The 1,362-nt window shown below is 53.4% G+C and carries 1 rRNA gene; it reads right to left on the bottom strand.

Features of this window, described 5'->3' with window-relative positions:
• Position 1 precedes the first annotated feature (1 nt).
• Positions 2-1,362: ribosomal RNA gene (locus BLR11_RS13875) — 23S ribosomal RNA — on the bottom strand; the annotation flags it as partial.

The following is a 1,362-nucleotide window of genomic DNA, read 5'->3' as shown; positions in this document are numbered from 1 at the left end:
TTAAGTCAAGTCCTCGGTCTATTAGTACCGGTCCGCTCCATACATCACTGTACTTCCACTCCCGGCCTATCAACCACATCGTCTCTGTGGGACCTTACTTACTTACGTAATGAGAAACCTCATCTTTAGGCTGGTTTCACGCTTAGATGCTTTCAGCGTTTATCCGTCCCGGACGTAGCTACCCAGCTGCACACCTGGCGGTATGACTGGTACACCATTGGTCCGTCCACTCCGGTCCTCTCGTACTAGGAGCAGCCCCTTTCAAGTTTCTTCCGCCCGCGATGGATAGGGACCGAACTGTCTCACGACGTTCTGAACCCAGCTCGCGTACCACTTTAATGGGCGAACAGCCCAACCCTTGGGACCTACTTCAGCCCCAGGATGTGATGAGCCGACATCGAGGTGCCAAACCTCCCCGTCGATATGGACTCTTGGGAGAGATAAGCCTGTTATCCCCAGGGTAGCTTTTATCCGTTGAGCGATGGCCCTTCCACTCGGATGCCACCGGATCACTAAGCCCGACTTTCGTCCCTGCTCGACCTGTCCGTCTCGCAGTCAAGCTCCCTTCTGCCTTTGCACTCTTCGCGCGGTTTCCGTCCGCGCTGAGGGAACCTTTGGGCGCCTCTGTTACTCTTTTGGAGGCGACCGCCCCAGTCAAACTGCCCGCCTGAGACTGTCCGCAAGCTCGTTACGCTTTTCGTTAGAATTTCAGTAAAACAAGGGTGGTATCCCACCAGCGGCTCCGTGAATACTGGCGTACTCACTTCTCTGCCTCCCACCTATCCTGTACGTCTCTTACCAAAATTCAATCTCAGGTTACAGTAAAGCTCCATGGGGTCTTTCTGTCCAGTCGCGGGTAACCTGCATCTTCACAGGTACTTCAATTTCACCGGGTCCCTCGTTGAGACAGTGCCCAAATCGTTACACCTTTCGTGCGGGTCGGAACTTACCCGACAAGGAATTTCGCTACCTTAGGACCGTTATAGTTACGGCCGCCGTTTACTGGGGCTTCAATTCACTGCTTCGCTTGCGCTAACACTTCCTCTTAACCTTCCAGCACCGGGCAGGTGTCAGCATCTATACTTCAGGTTTCCCTTTAGCAGACGCCTGTGTTTGTGGTAAACAGTCGCTTGGGCCTCTCTTCTGCCGCCCATTCCAGCTCCGCGCGTTTCTGCGCTTCACCTACTCTGGGCTATCCTTTTCCCGAAGTTACGGATATATTTTGCCGAGTTCCTTAACGAGGGTTTTCCCGCGCACCTTAGAATTCTCTTCCTGCCTACCTGTGTCGGTTTACGGTACGGGCACCACAGTCCTCACTAGAAGTTTTTCTTGACAATTTAGGTACAGCCCCTTCGCTTCTGT

It is taken from the genome of Megasphaera paucivorans, assembly GCF_900103535.1.
Classification (GTDB): Bacteria; Bacillota; Negativicutes; order Veillonellales; family Megasphaeraceae; genus Megasphaera_A; species Megasphaera_A paucivorans.
The sequence above is the reverse complement of the archived record's forward strand: the minus strand, read 5'-3'. Positions and strand labels throughout refer to the sequence as shown.